This window comes from Photobacterium toruni (assembly GCF_024529955.1).
In the GTDB taxonomy this organism is placed as follows: domain Bacteria; phylum Pseudomonadota; class Gammaproteobacteria; order Enterobacterales; family Vibrionaceae; genus Photobacterium; species Photobacterium toruni.
Window position 1 is genome coordinate 106,546 of sequence record NZ_AP024855.1, and the last position, 19,873, is coordinate 126,418.

The 19,873-nt window shown below is 36.3% G+C and carries 20 protein-coding genes; 11 read left to right on the top strand and 9 right to left on the bottom strand.

From position 1 onward, the window contains the following. Nucleotides 1–34: 34 nt before the first annotated feature. The 3 genes from OC457_RS14635 to OC457_RS14645 form a co-directional block, all read right to left on the bottom strand. The gene (locus tag OC457_RS14635) at nt 35–1,402 is read right to left on the bottom strand and encodes a TrkH family potassium uptake protein (protein ID WP_080174069.1); all 1,368 of its coding nucleotides are present in this window, start codon (nt 1,400–1,402) and stop codon (nt 35–37) included. Then, entirely contained in the window at nt 1,399–2,061 is a 663-nt protein-coding gene (locus OC457_RS14640; RefSeq protein WP_080174070.1) for a potassium channel family protein, read from the bottom strand. The genes OC457_RS14635 and OC457_RS14640 overlap by 4 nt, the downstream gene beginning before the upstream one ends. Nucleotides 2,062–2,584: 523 nt before the next feature. Beyond that, nucleotides 2,585–2,944 (bottom strand): VanZ family protein, encoded by a 360-nt coding sequence (locus OC457_RS14645; protein ID WP_080174071.1) that lies wholly within the window; start codon nt 2,942–2,944, stop codon nt 2,585–2,587. Between the two features lie 218 nt (nt 2,945–3,162). Here OC457_RS14645 and OC457_RS14650 point away from each other — a divergent pair, with 218 nt between their 5' ends. After that, nucleotides 3,163–3,492: a hypothetical protein gene (locus OC457_RS14650; RefSeq protein ID WP_080174072.1), complete on the top strand. Its 330-nt coding sequence runs from the start codon at nt 3,163–3,165 to the stop codon at nt 3,490–3,492. Between the two features lie 66 nt (nt 3,493–3,558). Here OC457_RS14650 and OC457_RS14655 read toward each other — a convergent pair whose 3' ends face one another. Beyond that, nucleotides 3,559–4,080 carry an NADPH-dependent FMN reductase gene (locus OC457_RS14655; protein WP_080174073.1) on the bottom strand — a complete coding sequence of 174 codons (522 nt, stop codon included), beginning with the start codon at nt 4,078–4,080 and terminating at the stop codon, nt 3,559–3,561. Between the two features lie 134 nt (nt 4,081–4,214). Between OC457_RS14655 and OC457_RS14660 the strand changes: the two genes are divergently transcribed. After that, a complete protein-coding gene (locus OC457_RS14660) occupies nt 4,215–5,114 on the top strand; it encodes a LysR family transcriptional regulator (protein ID WP_080174074.1) in 900 nt (299 codons plus the stop codon). 136 nt (nt 5,115–5,250) lie between these two features. After that, nucleotides 5,251–5,775, top strand: coding sequence for a spermidine N1-acetyltransferase (gene speG, locus OC457_RS14665; RefSeq protein ID WP_080174075.1), 525 nt, complete (start codon nt 5,251–5,253; stop codon nt 5,773–5,775). Between the two features lie 7 nt (nt 5,776–5,782). On the opposite strand, the gene OC457_RS14670 is transcribed toward speG, so the two are convergent. Then, nucleotides 5,783–6,451 carry a glutathione S-transferase gene (locus tag OC457_RS14670; RefSeq protein WP_080174076.1) on the bottom strand — a complete coding sequence of 223 codons (669 nt, stop codon included), beginning with the start codon at nt 6,449–6,451 and terminating at the stop codon, nt 5,783–5,785. Nucleotides 6,452–6,639: 188 nt separating this feature from the next. Between OC457_RS14670 and OC457_RS14675 the strand changes: the two genes are divergently transcribed. Further along, entirely contained in the window at nt 6,640–8,079 is a 1,440-nt protein-coding gene (locus OC457_RS14675; protein ID WP_235866912.1) for a coniferyl aldehyde dehydrogenase, read from the top strand. Between the two features lie 200 nt (nt 8,080–8,279). Here OC457_RS14675 and OC457_RS14680 read toward each other — a convergent pair whose 3' ends face one another. Further along, the gene (locus tag OC457_RS14680) at nt 8,280–8,852 is read right to left on the bottom strand and encodes a PhnA domain-containing protein (protein WP_065176687.1); all 573 of its coding nucleotides are present in this window, start codon (nt 8,850–8,852) and stop codon (nt 8,280–8,282) included. A 340-nt stretch (nt 8,853–9,192) separates the two neighbouring features. Between OC457_RS14680 and OC457_RS14685 the strand changes: the two genes are divergently transcribed. From OC457_RS14685 to OC457_RS14695, 3 genes are all read left to right on the top strand, one after another. Next, nucleotides 9,193–10,551: a trypsin-like serine protease gene (locus tag OC457_RS14685; RefSeq protein WP_080174078.1), complete on the top strand. Its 1,359-nt coding sequence runs from the start codon at nt 9,193–9,195 to the stop codon at nt 10,549–10,551. 907 nt (nt 10,552–11,458) lie between these two features. Continuing rightward, complete coding sequence (locus OC457_RS14690) at nt 11,459–12,124, top strand: response regulator transcription factor (RefSeq protein ID WP_080174208.1); 666 nt, start codon at nt 11,459–11,461, stop codon at nt 12,122–12,124. 15 nt (nt 12,125–12,139) lie between these two features. Continuing rightward, complete coding sequence (locus OC457_RS14695) at nt 12,140–13,540, top strand: sensor histidine kinase (RefSeq protein ID WP_235866913.1); 1,401 nt, start codon at nt 12,140–12,142, stop codon at nt 13,538–13,540. 110 nt (nt 13,541–13,650) lie between these two features. On the opposite strand, the gene OC457_RS14700 is transcribed toward OC457_RS14695, so the two are convergent. Then, nucleotides 13,651–13,890: a PAS factor family protein gene (locus tag OC457_RS14700; protein WP_080174079.1), complete on the bottom strand. Its 240-nt coding sequence runs from the start codon at nt 13,888–13,890 to the stop codon at nt 13,651–13,653. Between the two features lie 370 nt (nt 13,891–14,260). Here OC457_RS14700 and OC457_RS14705 point away from each other — a divergent pair, with 370 nt between their 5' ends. Continuing rightward, the gene (locus OC457_RS14705) at nt 14,261–14,509 is read left to right on the top strand and encodes a hypothetical protein (protein WP_080174080.1); all 249 of its coding nucleotides are present in this window, start codon (nt 14,261–14,263) and stop codon (nt 14,507–14,509) included. A 13-nt stretch (nt 14,510–14,522) separates the two neighbouring features. Beyond that, nucleotides 14,523–15,323 carry a regulatory protein RecX gene (locus OC457_RS14710; RefSeq protein ID WP_080174081.1) on the top strand — a complete coding sequence of 267 codons (801 nt, stop codon included), beginning with the start codon at nt 14,523–14,525 and terminating at the stop codon, nt 15,321–15,323. A 211-nt stretch (nt 15,324–15,534) separates the two neighbouring features. Here the strand turns inward: OC457_RS14710 and OC457_RS14715 are convergent, their stop codons facing one another. Continuing rightward, the gene (locus OC457_RS14715; protein WP_080174082.1) at nt 15,535–15,714 is read right to left on the bottom strand and encodes a hypothetical protein; all 180 of its coding nucleotides are present in this window, start codon (nt 15,712–15,714) and stop codon (nt 15,535–15,537) included. A 243-nt stretch (nt 15,715–15,957) separates the two neighbouring features. Further along, a complete protein-coding gene (locus tag OC457_RS14720) occupies nt 15,958–16,389 on the bottom strand; it encodes a hypothetical protein (RefSeq protein ID WP_080174083.1) in 432 nt (143 codons plus the stop codon). A gap of 428 nt (nt 16,390–16,817) precedes the next feature. On the opposite strand from OC457_RS14720, the gene OC457_RS14725 reads away from it, so the two are divergent. Both OC457_RS14725 and OC457_RS14730 read left to right on the top strand, forming a co-directional pair. Beyond that, nucleotides 16,818–18,905: a TonB-dependent siderophore receptor gene (locus OC457_RS14725; RefSeq protein ID WP_080174084.1), complete on the top strand. Its 2,088-nt coding sequence runs from the start codon at nt 16,818–16,820 to the stop codon at nt 18,903–18,905. Nucleotides 18,906–19,099: 194 nt separating this feature from the next. Further along, the gene (locus tag OC457_RS14730) at nt 19,100–19,873 is read left to right on the top strand and encodes a DUF3450 domain-containing protein (RefSeq protein ID WP_080174085.1); all 774 of its coding nucleotides are present in this window, start codon (nt 19,100–19,102) and stop codon (nt 19,871–19,873) included.

The window sequence follows — 19,873 nt, forward strand, 5'->3', positions numbered from 1 at the left end:
TTATAGAGTAATAATTACTGTGCGGTTGTGGGCATTAACCCGTAGCAACGTTATCTTCAGGATAACGCAGTAATGTTGGTTTTGGACGAGCCAACATATAAGCCAGTGTTAATGGACCAAGACGACCAATAATCATTACAATAATGATGATGTATTTACCGGGTTCAGATAATGTTGCAGTTAACCCTGCAGTGACACCAACAGTTGCAAAGGCTGAAATAGTTTCAAACATCACCTCATAGAAAGGTGCTTTTTCTGTAAGCATTAAAGCAAACATTGCGATTAATAATACAATACCGCTTACAACAATAATCGCTAATGATTTAGTCACTGTTTGATTTGAGATAGTACGCTTAAAAAGAACGACACGATCACGTTGCTTTAAAAATGACCAAGTTGCTAAAATGGCCACAATAAAGGTTGATACTTTAATCCCCCCTCCCGTAGACGTTGGACCTGCACCAATTAGCATTAATAACATGAGCACTAATAAACCGGGTTCTGTAAATGCACCAATATTGACACTATTAAAGCCAGCCGTACGTACTGTTGCTGATTGAAAAAATGCAGCAAGCCATTGCCCTGAGGTGTTTAAACTGCCCAAAGTTTGCATATTATCGTGTTCAAGTAACCAAATCATTATCGTACCTGCGAATAATAATATAGGTGTTGCGATAATCATTATTTTTGAATGCAGAGATAAGAAATGAAAACCTCGATGCAAATTACGCTGTAAATCTGAAATAACAGTAAAGCCTAAACCACCCAAAATAAAAAGCATTGCAATAGTAATAATAACTAAAGGATCATCAACATATTGGGTTAAGTTATCAGAGAAAAGTGAAAATCCGGCATTATTGAAGGCTGATATTGCATGGAAAACAGCCGTAAATAGCCCTTTATCCCATCCCATCATCGGCACCCAGCGTAATGAAAGGAAAAATGTACCGATCAATTCACATATGATCACAAAGATAATGATATGTTTTACAAGTAGGCGAATGTTAATAAATTTCTCTTGCCCGAGTTGCTCTTTTGTTAGCGATTGTTGACGTAAACTAACGCGTAAGCCAAACATATATAACAAAACAGCAGATAAGGTCATTTGCCCGAGGCCACCAATCTGCATTAAGATCATTAGCAGTACTTTGCCACTGGTGGAAAAGTGAGTGCCCGTATCAACAACACCAAGTCCAGTAACACTAATCGCAGATGTCGCTGTGAAAAGCGCATCAACAAAACTGAGACCTGAAACTGAAAAAATAGGCAACGTTAGTAAAATAGCGCCAGGGATCAAAATAGCCAAAAAACTAAAAATGATAATTTTTGGCTCAGACCATCGCTTATCGCGCTTATTTGTTTTTATAGGGACATACATTGTCCGGTTAGGGATAAAACTCATAACTTTCTTAATGTTTCTGATAGAACATTTTCAGGACCTGTAATGATAAGGATATCACCAACTTGCATTTCCATTTCCATATCTGGTGCCTTACGTACTTCAGGACCACGCTTAAGTGCCAACACTTGTGTTTGATCGCTACTTGCACAAGGGTGTTTAGAAATGGGCTTACCCATGTTACGTGCCGTTACAACAACTTCAGCGAGTGAAATACCACTGCCTAGCTCTGAAAACTCAAATACCCGTTTGTCTAGCATGTTGCGTGCGATACGAATGCCCATGTCAAGTTCTGGTCTTATGATTTTATCAGCGCCAATTTTTGAAAGAATTTTACAATGAGGGGCATCTTTGGCTTTGACCCAGACAGTTTTTACACCAGCATCTTTTAATAATAGCGTAGTTAATATATTCGCATTAATATCATCGCCAATAGCTACCATTACTAAATCATAATCATCAAGTTTTAGTTCTGAAATGGTCGCTTCATTTGAGCAGTCAGCAACAACAGCTTGAGTCGCAATATCGGCTGCTTGACGAACACATGTTTCATTAATATCAATCGCTAATACTTGTGCACCACGCTCGCTAAGTTCTTCGCACAGCGACATACCAAAACGACCAAGGCCAATAACAGCAAACTGTTTATCTTCAGGATTCATTTTTCTTCCCCACATTACCTTAGTGTAATGCTTTATTTGTTTTGTTGTTGATTGTAAAAACATTAAGTTAACAAATTAGCTATTACTATGCTATCTGAGTATCCGTCTCGTTATGTCATTTTTTATTATGACGATATACATAGAAACATCACATTCCAGTTAGATATAATTTTTTGGATATTGCTCGCATTTTTTATGTAATACAAGTTTACGAATCATAAGCATTGCTTTTGATTTTCATCTAAAAAGTATGAGGTGCGATATAACTATTTGATTGAAAATGTTTTTTTTTGTAATTTTATGAGTGGTAATAAATTAGAGTATTGAAAATAGTAATCTTATATTGAATTATGATGATGTTGGGTACTTAAAAATGCTGAATTATCAGTCTATATGGTACTGTTTTTATTGTTTAAGATAGTCAAAAAAGTCTTATTAAGACGATATAGTTATATATAGACAACATAAGCGTAAATAACCATTATTATGTTTACTGTTAGGTAGAGATTACTCGTATTAATAGTTAACTTACTTTTTTGCAAAGATACGCCATTATTCTAGCAACGATAAATCCACAGACTAATCCTCCGGTATTTGCTGCAAGATCAAGCCATTCGCCATAGCGGTTAACATAAGGTTGAATTAACTCAATTGCACCGCTCCAACAAAAGAAAAAGACAGCAATCAAGAACCATTGTTTTGGTTTAACAAAAGCGACGGCAAATATTAATGTGGCGTAAGCAATAAAGTGATGAGTTTTATCTGTTCCTGCGACTACAGGCAGTTCAGTTTGAGGTGTTAAAGATAATACGGTAATTAAAGCAAGTATTAGTAGGCTTATTAATTTCCAGTGTGTATGAAAAAATTGGCTAAAACGTGACATTATTAGCGAGTCTCGTAAAAAAAGTTCTGTAAATTATATCGTTGCTACGTAATGATAACAACTGTAACACAGGCGATTAATGACTTGGAAATGAATAGGATAATGGCAGTGTAAGTCTTATTTATATTTACGTTAACTATAATTGAATGGTGTATAGGAATCATAACACTCTATGATATACCATTACTTTTAAGATTATTAGTGAAGGTCGGTTAGTCATGGCTAAAGTTCATATATCTCAATTATTTCAAACTGTTCAACGTGCGTTACCTACGATGGCGGCAGGAGAGGCGATAGAGGCCAGAACGTTTAAAAAAGATCGTGGTATTGTTGTACTAAAGCAAGATGCTGAACATTTTGTATTTAATCAATTTGGTTTTGATAATCAAACAATGATTTTTAATAGTGTTAGTTTACTTAAACAACTTAAAAAATCGATTGCAAAAGAGTTCCCTCGTAGCAACATGGCATGGATTGTTCATTTTGATGGAGTGTCATCAATTGAAGCATTAAATGCTGATAATCACTCACAACCAAGTTTATTTTAATATCAATATTTGATGCTATAAAGCAGTATTATTAATCGGATACTGCCTTTATTTAGAACGGTATTATTATAATGTAGTTACTAGTGTTTGTAATTTTTGATGAAATTCAGTATTCGTTAATTGCTGCGTTTCAAGATCAAAATTATCATAAAAACTAGGGATAGAGAGTGATGCTTTTACATCACCAGCAAAATAAGGGGCTGAGTTAACCGCCGCTGTTAATACTGTGCTAGCGCCGCTAGGACCGGGGGATGTTGCTAATAGTAGCATAGGTTTATTTTGGTACACTTTAGGATCGATGCGTGATGCCCAATCAAAGAGGTTTTTATATGCGGCAGTGTATGAACCATTATGTTCTGCAAATGATATAATGATGGCATCAGCTTGAGCAATACGGTTTAAGAAGTCTTTCGCCAATACTGGAATGCCGGTTTCTGTTTCACGATCAATACTATAAAGCGGCATTTCAAAATCATTAATATCTAAAATATCCACCTCGGCCCCAGTTACTAATGATGCGGCATACATAGCTAGATGCTTATTGATTGATTGGCGGCTGCTGCTTGCTGCTAAGGTCAGTAATTTCATTTGATTTCCTTGTGACGTACATTATGTTGTTATGAATAATAAGGTTAGATAATAAATGCTCTTATTGCGTGGATTAAGTGTATATTAGTAGCTAAATATAATTAATAGCGCATAAGTGTTTTAACTATTTCCATATGACTAATAATAGATTGTTTGACGGTATTGTTGTTTTTGTTCAAGTTATCAAAAGTGGTGGCTTTGGTGCCGCTGCTGAAGTTTTAGGCCATTCAAATTCATATATCAGTAAAGAAATTAATAAGCTTGAGGCTCGGTTAGGTGTTCGATTACTAAATCGTACTACGCGAACAGTTGCGCTAACGCCTGAGGGAGAGGTTTATTATCAAGAATGTTTGCAATTAATTATGGATGCAGAGCAAGCATTAGGATTGATGTCACAAAATAGTTTAAATCCTAGAGGAACATTGAAAATAAGTTGTCCAGTATGGCTAGGATCCCAATACTTACAGCAGGTATTTAGTGAGTTTTTAACGCGTTACCCAGAGATGCAATTAGATATTGATTTAAGTGACAAAACTGTAGATGTTGTTGGTGATGGATATGATCTAGCTATTCGTACTTCAGCAATGTTAGCCGAATCTAGTTTGATTTGTAAGCGATTATTTAGCTGTAAAATTCATACTGTAGCATCTCCTGAATATTTACAGCAGCATGGCTTTCCAACGCACCCATCTGAATTACATCAACATCATTGTCTTTGTTACAGTAACTTAAAACATGCAAATCGTTGGCAATATTCAGATCCAGAAGGCAAAATAATTAACGTTGAAGTTCTGCAAAAGTTACGATGTAACAATACTCCGATGACTGTTGCGATGGCTGTTGATGGTATGGGAATTTGTCATGTGCCTGCTTTTTATATTGAGCCACAACTACAACGTGGAGAGTTAACGATATTGTTTCCTGAGTTTGATAATACACAAGTGAATGTGTACGTTGTTTACCCAAGTCGCAAACATTTATCAGCAAAAGTGCGGCGATTCATTGATTTATTAGAACAGAGAATGAGCAAGTAATTATAGTTTGATTCATTTGACGTAAAGTTTTACATTTTTGATCTTTTATTTTTATGTTTTAGTGATACTTTCTAACGCGTAATTTGTTTATTTGTATATTATTTAAAATAGTATTTTTAGGAAATGGATAACCATAATGAATAATGAAATTCGTCTTCGTGCTTTAGAACAAACTGATTTGCGTTTTATTCATCAATTAAACAATAACCGTGCCATTATGTCATATTGGTTTGAAGAACCGTATGAGTCATTTTATGAGCTTGAAGAACTTTACCGTAAGCATATTCATGACAGTACTGAGCGACGTTTTATTGCTGAAAATAATGATAACGAGTCAATTGGTTTAGTTGAATTAGTTGAAATTAATAGCATTCACCGCAGTGCTGAATTTCAAATCATTATTGCACCTGATTTTCAAGGATGCGGTTATGCTCGAGCATTGATTAATCGTGCATTGAACTATGCATTTACTATCTTAAATCTTCATAAAGTGTATTTGCATGTTGCTACTGCAAACGAAAAAGCCATTTATTTATATGAAGAATGTGGTTTTATTGAAGAAGGTCATTTAGTTAAAGAAATCTTCATCAACGGGCAATATACTGACGTTAAACGTATGTATATGCTTCAAGATGAGTATCTTGCTAGTCGTAGTCGATAATTTTTTTTTACTCAGACAGTGCAATGCTGTCTGAGTGAGTTATGGTGGAAGACGTTGATTGCCATAATGATCTCTTTTCCATTACTCGTGAAAAAATAGGGTCTTGATAATGCTGTTCTAGCCACGCTTTTAATTTAGGGTAAGGCGCATGGCGAAACCATTGCCGTTCAACATGAGAAAATTGTCGAATAAATGGCAAAATAGCGTAATCAGCAAGGCTTGGATGATCACAGATAAAAAAGCGGTGCTTATTTAATCTCAATTCAAGATCATCAAGAAAAGATTGGCATAAATTACGGTAGATGATGCTATTTGAATTATGGTAGCGAATATCAGCTTTGTAGTGTTCTAATGCTGCAATATATTTACAATCATTTCGTGCGATGAGATTTATCATCTCTGGGAATAAATGTGTACTATCGGCTAATAATAAGTTGTGTGGATCACTTTGATTTAATGCCCAAATCATAATAGCTAAACTTTCGTCAATATAATCGCCGTTATTTAACACTAATAGTGGAACAGTACCTTTGGGCGTAATGCTGAGCATTTCAACGGGTTTATCGGTAAGTGTAATATCACGTATGTCTATCTCTTGTTCAGCAAGGCGTAACCCTAGACGTGCTCGAATGGCATAAGGGCATTGACGTAGTGTATAAAGTATTGGCTGTGTCATTTTATCCCTCCGAAAAATGCTATCCTTTAACGTAATAAAGTTTAGCCTAAATTCTAGAGATAAGAGGTTAAAATCTATTATAGTTGTGTCACGATTCGATATGATAATAAAGAAGGCTATTTATAATACTAACGTTGTGAGTATTATAGGGAACACTGCGTTTTATAAGCCTTTTTTATAAGAAGGGTATGATGAACTTATTAATGACAACGGTTACGGAATTAGAACAATATCGGCAGCGGCAATATGATGCTTTTATGCAGCATTCGATGCCAACGGTAGAAGAACGTATTACGAACTTAAAAATATTAAAGCAATTAATTACTCAGCATCAGGTACAGATTTGCCAAGCAATTACAGCCGATTTTGGTTGTCGTTCTACAACTGAAACAGCATTATTAGAAATTTTCACGTCTTTAGAGTCGATAAATGGTGCAATTAAAGATGTTAAGGCGTGGATGAAGCCTCAGCATCGGCATACCTCTTTATGGTTTAAGCCAGCAAGAAATAGTGTAATTCCACAACCATTAGGTGTTGTAGGCATTATTGTGCCATGGAACTATCCACTCTTTTTAACTATAGCACCTATGGTTGCAGCACTTGCTGCGGGTAATCGTGTCATGGTTAAAATGTCAGAAAATTCGCAACATTTATGTCAGTTATTACAACAATTATTTGCACATGACTTTAGTGCCGAACAGATTTATATCGTTGCAGAAGAGGGAGAGACAGGGATTGCCTTTTCACAGTTAGCCTTTGATCATCTTATTTTTACCGGATCGACGACGACAGGGAAAGCGGTGATGGCCGCTGCTGCAACCCATTTAGTGCCTGTCACGTTAGAATTAGGAGGTAAATCCCCCGTTATTTTAGCTGATGATTATGATGTACATTTAGCTTTATCGCGCATATTAGGCGGTAAAATGTATAACAGTGGCCAAACGTGTGTTGCTCCTGATTATCTGTTGGTTCCACAAGCATTAGAAAGTGAAGTTATTCGTCAATCTCAAGCAATCATGGCACAACGGTTTACGGATATTCTGCATCCTGATTACACCTCGATCATTGATGATCTCTCTTTTAGTCGTTTGTGTGATACCGTTGAAAATGCTGTTGAGCTGGGGGCCAAGGTCATTAATTTAATTCCTAAATCAGCCGCTGATCCACAACAGCGGAAATTTCCATTACAACTTATTTGCCAACCAACAGATGTAATGACTGTTATGCAACGTGAAATTTTTGGACCTTTATTACCAATAATAACCTATAAAAATATACAACAAGCAGTGGATTATATTAATGCTAGAGAGCGCCCGTTAGCACTGTATCTATTTAGTAATGATAAAACTGTTCAACAGCAGGTAATAAACCAAACACGTTCAGGCGGAGTTACTATCAATGATGTTATGTTACACGTTGCTCAAGATGACTTGCCGTTTGGTGGCATTGGGCATAGTGGAATGGGGCATTATCATGGCCGAGATGGCTTTGAACGGCTGTCTAAATTACGCCCGATTACCTATCAAGCAGCATTAAGTACAACAAAATACTTTTATGCGCCTTATAGTAAAATAGGTAAACGATTGATTAATTTTATTATAAATAGAAAGTTATCCCGATATAAATAAAGAACCAAACTCACGACAACACAACTAGTTATATATTATCGAGGCTATTTTGTGTTAACGATACTGTTTGGGCGTGGGTTGATGTGGGTCGGGTGGGATAAGAGAAAACAAGATTGGCATGATAAATAACAAAGTAATACAAGAAAGCCCCTGCTGATAATATCAACAGGGGCTTTCTTTATTCTCAAATACAGTAAGAATTACTTCTTAGTGTAAGCTGAGATGATTACCATTTGCACACCGTCAGCACGACCTTGGATGTGAAGTGGGTTATCAGTCAAGCTGATGTTACGTACTGGTGTACCACGCTTGATAACCATGCTTGAACCTTTAACTGGTAGATCTTTAATGATAGTTACGCTATCACCAGCTTGAAGGATGGCACCGTTTGCATCACGAGTTGGGATTGATGCTTGTTCTTCTTCAACAAGACCTTTTTCAGCCCATTCTTTAACGTCATCTTCTAAGTACATCATGTCAACGAGATCCATTGCCCAATCAGTTTTAGTTGAAAGACGCTTAAGCTGGCGATATACCATAACTTGAACTGCAGGAACTTGACTCCACATGGTGTCATTTAGACAACGCCAATGGTTTTCGTCAGTTGTTTCTGGATTTTCAAGCTGACCACGGCAAGTATCACAAAGAAGTACACAACAACCTGCACTCTTGTCTTCAGAAGCAGGAACAGCGTATACCGCTAGATTGTTTTCAGAAGAACATAGCTCACATTTTGATTCACTACGCGTTTTTAATGCTTGTTCGATAGTCATGGGAATTGTCCATTGATTTATTGTGCCAATATTATGCCGTTCTATTGTACAGAAGAAAAGCAAACATGTCCCTGATCACGAAATTTATAGTACAACAGACTGTTTAATATCCAGTCGGCTTTGTTTTATTAACGCAATTACTTGGTTGTTGTTTCATATTTAACAATATAGATACACTTATTGTAAGTAAAAGGGTGACAGCCATTTATGAAAATGATGACGTAATATGTTGTGTAGTTACATCAAAAAATGAAGCTTATCGCAGTGTGTCAGTTTCGATCAGCACTAAAAAAATGAGAGGGGTAAACTATCGCCATTATCATTAAGTAAAGGAAAAAGGATGTTCCAGTATAAATACAGTGCTTTGATGTTAGCTATTATTGTCAGTATGAGCGCTCCCGTATATGCATCATCAAATATTGTTTCGCCGTATGTAGTTGGTGGCGATGATGTTGATAATAATACCCCTGCAAGTGAAAATTTTATGGCATCACTGCGAAATAATAAAGCAGGAGAAGAACCATTTTGTGGTGCAACGATTATCAATAAGCAGTGGGTATTAACCGCAGCCCATTGTGTTGTTAATGGGAGTGGTAAAAATGCAGTGGTGATGGCTCCATCTGATATTACGATTACCGCAGGGTTACTTGATAATAGCTACCCACAAAAAAAACATATATTTTCAGCCACGCATGTGATTATACATCCTGATTATAGTCCGGTAGCAGTGATAAAAGAGACAACAGTCAATGATCAAGTGATTACTGAAATTGTTAGTTCGGCACTAGATAATGATGTTGCTCTAATACGGGTAAACCGTAAATTTGATGATTTAGGTGAAGTAACATTACCAACATTATCGCAAACAAAGCTGATTGAGCAACGCTTAAAAACAGAATGGGAAGTGGCTAATGATCCTATTCCAACTGATCATCGTCCTGAAAATATTACCGTCTTAGGATGGGGAGCAACGACAGTAGAAGGAAGTAAACCATCACCAACTCTAAAGCAGGCAAAGCTGAGCTTTTTCCCTATAGATTTGTGTTACGAGCGTATTGAATCTCATAATAATCCGGGCTTAATTATTAATAACCCTGTACTTGGAGATTTTACTAAATTATGTGCTTTGCCTCCTGTTGTTATTTCCGATGCTACTGGTGCTGACGCTTGTAAAGGTGATAGCGGCGGCCCTATTTTTGCTACTGATAGTGACGGTAATCAGTTGCAGGTAGGCATAGTCAGCGGTGGTACTAACGGTGATCCTATATGTGGCTCAATGACACGTCCTGGTTTTTATGCTCGTGTTGGTCACTATACCGATTGGATTGTAGATAACAGTAGTAAAGTGCCAGCGAATCCAATTACGCCACCAGATTTCATTATTGATCAAGATAGTGGTGGCACAGGCGGTGGAGGCACAGACGGTGGTGGCACAGGCGGTGGTGGCACAGGCGGTGGTGGCACAGACGGTGGTGGCACAGACGGTGGTGGCACAGGCGGTGGTGGCACAGGCGGTGGTGGCACAGGCGGTGGTGGTACAGACGGTGGTGGTACAGACGGTGGTGATGAAGACTGTAATGACAGCATTTCAGCAAACAATTGTAATATAGGTAAAGATCGTGATGGAGGCGGTAGTTTTGGTTTTATTAGCTTATTATTACTTTGTTATGGTGCGTTTGTTAGACGTTTAACCGACTAAATAAGAGATAATAAGTAATTAAGCTGTAAGTTGAAGCAGTATTAATCACCGATAAAGACATTATGAACATGGAAGCCGATTTTTTATCTCGCTTCCATTTTTTTTATAACTTAAACAAGAGATTACTTTTTTTAAGATTAAATCATTAACGTTAATCATTTATTTTTATGGTGGTATAAAAAGATCCTTATATAGCGATTCTCTTTTTTGGAATAAGATGAAAAACAAATGTATAACTTACATATGTTTAACAAAAAAGAGGTTTTAAATGATAAATAAAATAAGAATAGGATCGAATTATTTTATTTTTTAAATTTCTCGTATAAACGTAATTTGTTTTTTTACTTTAAAATCATCATATTAATGATTTTTTTTGATTGGAGTGAGAATTTTTAAATGAATAGTACCCTGTTTTATTATTTTATCCCCTAAAATCTATTTATCCACAGAAGCTGTGCATAACTCTGTGGGAAATTCGCTAAAGCTAGATTTGGTGCAGCCTCTGACAAAGTCAACATATAGTTAATTAAAATATATTAATAACTTTGAATTTATTGATTTAGTTCAATGTTCAAACAGAAAGCGTATTTTATGTATTTTACATTCAAATTAAGTTTAATATTTAAAATATAAAGCTATAGATAAATACTCAGCTTAGTCCATATGTTACTATTTTGTTTCTAGAATGCAGTCGTAATTATGTAATGACAGAATTTCATATGATAAATGGCAAAAATATGCCATATAAGAATTTACAAGTAAAATACAGTGATCTGCTCGAAATATTGACACCACAATCAGCAACGGTTCCACTACTTATAGCTATTAACAGATTGTAATTAGAAGGGTTGATATAGACAGGTTAAGCATATTACTATGCCGATGGTTTTCTTTTGGGATGATTTTTGTGTCAAAAATATTAGTTGTTGATGATGATGTACAGTTGTGTGAATTACTGACGGAAGTGCTAGAAGATGAAGGTCATGATGTCAGTTGTGTTCATTGTGGTGAGTCAGCGATTGAGTATCTGCAAAATAAAGGTGTCGATTTAGTATTACTTGATGTGATGCTACCAAATTTAGATGGTATGCAAGTTGCGCGTCGTGTCTGTCAGCGGTTTGCAACGCCGATTTTGATGTTAACCGCATTGGGCGATGAAGCAACCATGCTTGATGGTTTACAAGCGGGCGCTGATCATTTTATAACTAAACCATTTAAAGTACCTGAATTACTGACACGAATCAGTGCAATTTTACGTCGTGTTGGGCTTGAACGTCAGCGTCATACTATTCGTTCAGGGGAAGAAAAGATGGCACTAGCGATGTCGCGTTTGCCATTAACCAGCACAGAAGCCGAATTATTAGATTATTTAATCAAGCATGATGGCATAGTAGTATCAAAAGCCGAATTACAAAAGCAAGTGCTTAAAAAAGAATTAAGTCCATTTGATCGTAATCTTGATATGCATATCAGTAACATACGTCGTAAAATTGTATTAGCCGGAATGTCTAAGTTACATATTAAAACCGTTCGAGGTAGAGGCTATAGTTATTCTGAATGTGTTAATCATTAATGAAAGGATTATAGCGTGGAAAGCTTTTCCCTGCGTAAAAAATGGTATAAGTTGCATCAACAACATGGCTTGGTTGTACGGCTTTTTTCATATTTTACAGTGAGTTTATTATTGATTTTATTGCTGCAAAATTTAGCTGAAATTGCGTTGGTTAAAACAATGCTCCATGTTCCAGAAAAGGTGCAGCAAAAGATACGAGTAATGGCCGATCAAGCTCAACAGCTTATTGATACGGGCAATAAGCATCAATTAGGACAATGGGAAAAGCAACAGCCTTATTATTTATTCGTTTTGGATAAAGATCAGCATGAAATGGGGGATAGAAAAATGCACCCTCATTTTGCATTCAAATTGAGTTATGCCCGTGAAATAAAGTCAATTTTAGACTCACGCGTTAATCAACCGATTTTTGCTATTCCATTAAAAGATGGCAATCAACTAATGGTGCAACTGCCGCATCAATTACATCCAGCAAAATATTTTTCATTTTATTTTGGCTTAATTCAAGTGGTGATTGCGGTATTAATTTTATTGATGTTTTCATTTCTTATTGCGCGATATTTACAACGGCCGTTAAATACATTGCAAGAGGCTAGCCGCAGTCTTGCTAATGGTGATTTTTCAGTCAGAGTTGCAAATGCAGTGAGTGATAACACCATTGAATTTAAATCACTAGCGACTGATTTCGATGAAATGGCAGAAAAAATTCAACGTTTATCTGAACGTCAGCGACGACTAATTCGAGATGTATCGCATGAGTTACGCACGCCATTAGCCCGCCATAATTTATCATTACATTTAATTAGAAAAAAAGTAGCGTTAGAGCATCATCACCTAATTGATCGCTTAGAGCGTGAATCTGAAGAAATGAATCAACTGGTTAATGAAATTTTAGAGTTTAACCAACTTCAAAATATGACGGATAACGCGAATTTAATACCGACAGATATTGAGAGCTTATGTTTAACGACTATCCCTAATGTAGAGGCATTATTAGGTGAGCAACAAACATTTACTACTGATATTGATAACAATATGCCATTTGTCATGGGAGACACTCGTCTGATTTTACGAGCTGTAAGCAATTTATTGGGAAATGCGATTAAATATGCCGGAGAGCATGCTCATATTCAGTTAATCTCATCGCTGGTGGTTATTGAGGGGCAGAAATTTGTACAGTTGAGTGTTGAAGATGATGGCGGAGGTATTGCTGAGCAACATTTAAAACGAATATTTGATCCATTTACTCGTATTGAAGGGGCGCGAGATAAGCAATCGGGTGGTTATGGTCTTGGTTTAGCGATTGTTAAAGAAGCAATAACAGTAATGAATGGCATAGTTAGAGCTGAAAACCGTCAACCTCAAGGATTGAGTATTCAGTTATTATTACCCGTAATGAATAAATACAGTGACTGACTTGTAGTTGTCATTAGCACACATTTAGATGAGGTTGATGATGAAATTATTCGTTATTTTCCAAATGAACATTAGCGGTCTACAAAATATTATAGCCCGCTAATTTGTATTTATTTTTCAGACAACTCAAGGGCTCTGACTGCAATATTCAAAGTGTTGTTAAAATCTGCATGGTTTTCAAGCATTCCTGAGCTTGCTGGCCCAAGAGCATTTGAGTATAAGCTTAGTTGCTTATCTAATGGCAGATCTAATTGGTTATATAAATTTTGGCAAATTTCTGAATGTCGCTCAGGTGCATTATTCGATAGATCTATCAGAGTGTCATAAATAAGATTGGCAACGTTATTCATAGTAGTTCCTTCATTATTGAATGATTTGCTTATGGGTTATATCTACCAAATGGTTAATCGTCTGCGATATTAATCACATAACGATAATAACAAGTGCAATAAATCGCCTGTAGGCTATTATTTGATCCATTTTTGTTCTAATAATGCGCGCTTCATTTTAAAAATATCAGTGCCCATTACTACACTATTTTAGTTCATTATTTGAGATTTTCGAATGCAAGTTGCATACAATTGCTCTTCTTATTCGTCATTGTACAATCAACTGACAAGAGGTTATTTTTATAAAATTAATGGACTTTTAGATGAAAATAGCGATTTTAGTGGAAGTTTATAGTAATAAAAAAGTATTTTTCTTTTAAAGAGACGAGTTATGTTGTGGTTTTTAATGATTACCTTGCCGCTTATATTAGCTGGCATTCATAAATTACTTTTAGTCTGGAATGTATACCCACGAAGTAATAAAGTCTTTATTATTCCAGTGATTATTATTGGTTATTGTATTTTTGCGGTAAGTTCAGCGTTTGAGCGTGATGCATTGCCTGCAGTATTAATCGCAATTTATTATATTGCGTTAACAGTTATAACAATAAGAGCGACTATTCGTTTTAGCATTAAATAGTGAAGATGAGAAAATGAAGAAACCATACCCTGCAAAAACAATTCAAAATGTTATTAATAGTGCTATCTATCATCTAAATTTACGGGATCATACCGAGTATGAATTACGAAAAAAATTAGAAGCCAAAACGGAGCAGCAAGATTGGATCGAAACAGTATTGCAGCAAATGAAAGGCTTTGGTTATTTAAAAGATGATCTTCCATTTGCATTACATTTTTGCGAAATGGCTTTTTCTAATGAACATGGTCAGCAATATATAAAGCAGAAGTTAAAAACTAAAGGTATTCCGGCTGTTGTTATTGAAGAAGCATTGGCCGAGATCATTGAGAAGAGACAAGTATCTGAAATTGATATGATCAAAAGTCGTTTAAATAGTTATGAAGACTTTAGTCAAACAACGAAAGAAAAAATCACCAACGATCTTACTAAACGTGGCTTTGGTTTCCAGAATATATCAAGAGCGATTGCAGAGCATGATGCTGCTGATACGCTATTAACTAAAGCTAAAATTAAAGGCATGAATGCAGATTTAGAAACAGAAGTGTTGAAATTAGTCCGTAAGCTCAAAGGTAAAACCGTCATTAAGCAAGAGCTTAAAATGAAGCATGTGGATATTACCAACCTTGAGCAAGTATTTGATCAATTAACTGAAGCTGGTGACATTGATTTTTATGAAAATTGCCAATTAGTCTTAGCTAAAAAACGGTTTGATCTGTCGAACTTTAAAGAAAAAAGTAAAGCTTATGCTTACCTATCATCAAAGGGTTATGACTCTGATGAAATTAAAGAAGCAATGGCTGCTGTAAGTCATTAAAGCTGCCTACGCGGCAGTGAACTACCTATTGGCGCTTACACGTTAACAGTTCGCTTTCTAAGCTGCCGTACAGGTAGCTTATTAGATAATGAGACAGAAAAATTTGACGATAATGACGAATTGCATCGAATTATTTGTAGTAGAGCAAAGATTAAAACGTTGAGCATAACGTCCAGTAAAGACCAGACGTTATGTTATGCATAAAATACGGTTACTGATTATTCTCATATTCAAATTCAATCCACGCTTTTTCTAACTCAACCAGACTTGCAGCGATTTTCGCACTGCCTTTTTTTTGCATGATTAATTGTCGAACGCGTTCTTGTTGGATAAAAATATGCTGCCGTTTACTATCAATAAAGTAATTTCTTAATCCTTTTGCCTGATCCATATACTGATATCCTATAGAAAGAACTATATATAAAAATAGTATATTTATTATGGTTATTCTCAAGTAATTATTGAGCAGAATGGATATTACACGCGGTTATTTGCTTGTAACGTATCAACTATGAAACACGTTATGCCATTATATAAAGGCGAGGGGATATGATAAATCAAGCGTAATTTATAGAGTAATAAAATCAAAAAGAAATACCCGCAACTAAAAGCTTAGTAACGGGTACGAATAGAGTTATCGAATAACGTTTCTGAAGTGCTTCTTACGTGTGAATAAGAAGTCTACATCAGGCGGAAAGTCTTTATTGTTTTTAGCATGTGTTATCATGTCAAAGACCTTAAATTCCGCTAATACAGCAAATGGGTAAGAGGTAAATTCACCTTCACCATTGGCTTGTAAAGTAGGATCGTAATACTTACCATCTTTAAAAATAATCGCTTGGTCAATAATAGTTGCTTCATTACAGCGATAACCCAAAACATAGCGATCACCACGGCAATAAATCACATTCATATAACTATTATAGAATGTTTCATTTTCAGTTGTAGTGCAGGCTGCTAATGCCTCTGGATCCATTGCCTCTACCGTTACAATACGGACTTTCTCGGCAATAAAATTGCGTTCTTCTAGTTGTTGATGAATAGCTTCAAGACTTAATTGAGTCACTTTTAATACCGCAGAAATCAATAAAAACGGCAGGATTATACGCCCGTTTGTTTTGAATGTCTTTGAAAAAACAGTATTGAGTACGGAATAATTTTGAATATTTTTACGCCAATCCTTCTTCTCTTATGAGGAACACCATTAATTGTTGTGAATTGATTATCAATCCTATTTATTGACAAAAAATTCACGAATGCAAAGAATGTAAATTTAAATGCAAATGGTAATGGTTATCACTTATATTCCTGTTTTAAGTTTGCCAGCATCATGTGATGGTGCCAAACAATCAAGATCATTTGAATGATCAGTCAGTGTTGATACTAAGTATTCTTAAAGCTTATATAAGTTCGCTTTTCACAATGCAGTATTTAGTCACAACACAATTCAATTGGTTTTATTCTCAAAGATACGGTAATTGGAGATAACGGAATATGTTTTCTAAAAGTCAGCTAACACTATTAATTGGTGCGGTATTATCAGCGCCTATTGCTTATGCGGAAATCACAGATACAGATGAGCATATGGTGGTCACTGGACGTGATTATGGCTATAAAGCTGACACAAATTCGACAGCAATGCGAATGGAGATGACCCAATTAGAAACACCAGGACAAGTAGCCGTTATTGATGAGAAGCTAATTGATGAGCAACGCGCTAGTACCTTAGGTGAAGTATTACAAAATGATGCCAGTATTTCTGCGGGTGGCACAAGTCGTAACCGTGAACGTTTTTCTTTACGTGGTTTTGAATTAGGCAGCAGTAGTGGTTTCTTACGTGACGGCCATCAGCATTGGTCACATTATCGTCAACCTGTCGAGTTATTAGAACGTGTTGAAGTGATGAAAGGCCCTGCGGGTTTGCTTTATGGGCAATCAGCACCCGGTGGCTTAGTTAATATGGTATCAAAAAAGCCAACCCATGAAACACAAATGAATTTTAGCCAAGACATCGGATCAAATAATCATACGCGCACAGTGTTAGATGTCAGTGGATCATTGAATGCTGATCAAACATTACGTGGCCGAGTTGTTTTAGCTAAAGAAGATTACGATTCATGGCGTAAATTCAGTGATGGTTCTACACCGTCAACAGATCGTTTTGTTGGCGGAATGTTCCTTGATTATGATGTAAATGACAACGTGACAGTGTCATTGCATTATGATCGTACTCAAGATAACGGCAGTGTTGATTCTGGTGCGTATATCGTTGATGGTAAACCGGTTATGGGACGTGATCATGTGTGGGATGCACAGTGGTCTAAAATTGATAACGATGTTCAGAATATGGGCTTTGATGTAAAAGCGCAGTTGACTGATATATGGGCATTAAATACTGGTTTTAACTACCAAGATTTTGTGCGTAATGATAAAGAAAGCTATCCTAATTTTAGTCATTTTGATGAAAATGGCACCATTAAGCAAGGTGGTAGTGATCGTCATGATGAGTGGGCATTTAAAACTGCCTATACTGATTTCGTTGGTGAATTTGATACTTTAGGTATGCAGCATCAATTATTAATTGGTGCCAACTGGTTAGGTTATAGTTACGATCGTTTCCAGCGTTCATTTGATTCTGTTGAAGTTAAACCTGGTCAAACAACACCGGCACCTGTTTATTCAAATAAAAAACCTAAAGTTTCTAATTCATCTTATGATGCATGGGGTTTCTATGCACAAGATATGCTAACCATTAATGACTATTGGCAAGTGTTAGCTGGTGTACGTTTTGATCGTCAAGTGAAGAGTGGTATTGCTGAAGAAGCGGTATCACCTAAATTAGCGGCTATTTTCCATCCAGCAGAAAATGGTTCAATTTATTTAGCCTATTCTGAGAGTTTTGAACCACAAGGTGTGGTGTCATCAAGTTCTAAAAATTACGTAAACGATGGTGCCCATTTAGATCCGTTGCGTGGTAAGCAATATGAATTAGGTACGAAGTGGGAATTATTTGATAACCGTTTATTTGCATCTGCTGCTGTATTTAATATTACTCAAGAAAATACCGCTATTGATGTTGAAGTGGGTAATGGCTGGTATGAAAAAACGCAAGCAGGTGAGCGTGTTCATAATGGTGTAGAAGTTGCGTTACAGGGTAACATTACTGATAAGTTAAGCATGAATGCCTCAGCAATGTACCTTGATGCTGAATACACCAAAGATCAAAATTATCAAGGTAATCGTCCTGCTGATGTACCGGAGTTTGCAGCGAGTGTATGGTCAACATATAACGTGACACAAGCAACGGATGTTAACCTTGGAGTAATTTATGAAGGTTCTCGCTTTGGGAATGCAGCTAATACCTTTAAGAAAGATGGCTATACCCGTGTTGATGTCGGTGTTGCTCATACTTATAAATATGACGACAAATTGGATATTGTTGGGCGTGTAAATGTAGAAAACTTATTTGATACAGATTATATGGCAGGTGGTGGCTCAACCAGCAAAGATTATGTTGGAGCGACGGGGGTAACACTCGGCGAGGGACGTAATTTTATGGCGACGATTGAGTTTAAATATTAATAAGTAAACCTAGTCAAAACCAATAAACAAGGGGGAGTATTTACTTCCCCTTATTTCTAAACGAAATGCTGTGGTCTATAACCTGTTAATCATAATAGTTATTGTTTATAGTTCGTCAGTTTTATGGTGTTTTTTATTTTTTACATTACTTTTTTGTTTTTTTGGTTATTACAGATAACGATTGATTAAATATTATGAATTTTATTAAAACGAGCCTTGCTATTGTTATTCTTAGTGTCACTACTGGTGCAAACGCATCTAATCTCGATAACGCCCGTTCGATTGAAAACAAGACCAATACTGTCTCTGCGGTGAGTCAAAATAAAATCGATAAAAGTGCCGATTCGGTATTGGCAATGAAAGCCAGCATTGAACAACTGCAAGAAGAAGTGAAGAATTTAACCGTTTACCATGATCACTTAGTACGACTTGTACAAAATCAGGCGCAAGAAGTAACATCTATTGATCAGCAAATTGCAGACATTAAGCAAACTCGTCAAGGTGTAGTGCCATTAATGTATCAAATGATTGATGGCCTAAAGACGATTGTTGAAAACGATAAGCCCATTAAACATCAAGCACGGTTAGTACGAGTAAATAAACTTGAAGCGATGATGTCACAAGCTGATATCAGTGATGCTGAGAAATTTCGTCGTATTTTAGAAGCCTACCAAATTGAAATGGACTACGGCACAAAGCTTGCTGTTTACCAAGCAAAAATCACTCTTGCAGATAATAAAATCCTTGAAGTGAACGTGCTTCATTTAGGGCGTATTGCGCTGGTTGCTCGTAGTTTAAACGGTAGCCATTACTGGAGTTGGAATACGGCAGCTAAACAATGGCAAGCCGTTGATGCAAGTGAAGGCGCTAATATTGATAAAGCGTTTGCAATTGCCGATAACCAAGTGGCACCAAGTTTGATTACCTTACCTGTTTCTGGTTCACCAACTAACGTAGAGAGTAAATAA